Origin of the sequence: Mesorhizobium sp. M00.F.Ca.ET.216.01.1.1 (assembly GCF_004010325.2) — a bacterium.
In the GTDB taxonomy this organism is placed as follows: Bacteria; Pseudomonadota; Alphaproteobacteria; order Rhizobiales; family Rhizobiaceae; genus Mesorhizobium.
Genome location: NZ_SADR02000416.1, coordinates 1 through 311, shown reverse-complemented (window position 1 = coordinate 311; position 311 = coordinate 1). Strand labels below are relative to the sequence as shown.

Here is a 311-nt window from a genome sequence, read left to right as displayed (position 1 = left end):
CCTACATGCATGGCCATGGCACCATGCAGGAGATCGAGCGCCAGCAGGACAACGCCTTTGCGCGCATCACCGAGCAGGTGACCAAACGCGCCTGGCAGGCGCAATCCGTGCAGGTTCTGCCGACCATCATGCATCGCGCCTTCAACGAGATGCTTACCGGCCGTCCAGGCCCCGTGCATGTCGAGGTGCCGATGGACGTGCAGGTCGAAGCGGCGGAAGTCAGCATTCATCCGCTGGACAAGCGCCTGCCGATCGGTGTGACCTACCCGGACCCGAGCGCGATCGAGGCCGCGGTAAAGCTTCTGTTGAAC

Annotated in this window: 1 pseudogene; it reads left to right on the top strand. The window is 63.3% G+C overall.

Features of this window, described 5'->3' with window-relative positions:
- A pseudogene (locus EN859_RS36740) lies at positions 1 to 311 on the top strand (thiamine pyrophosphate-binding protein); the annotation flags it as partial.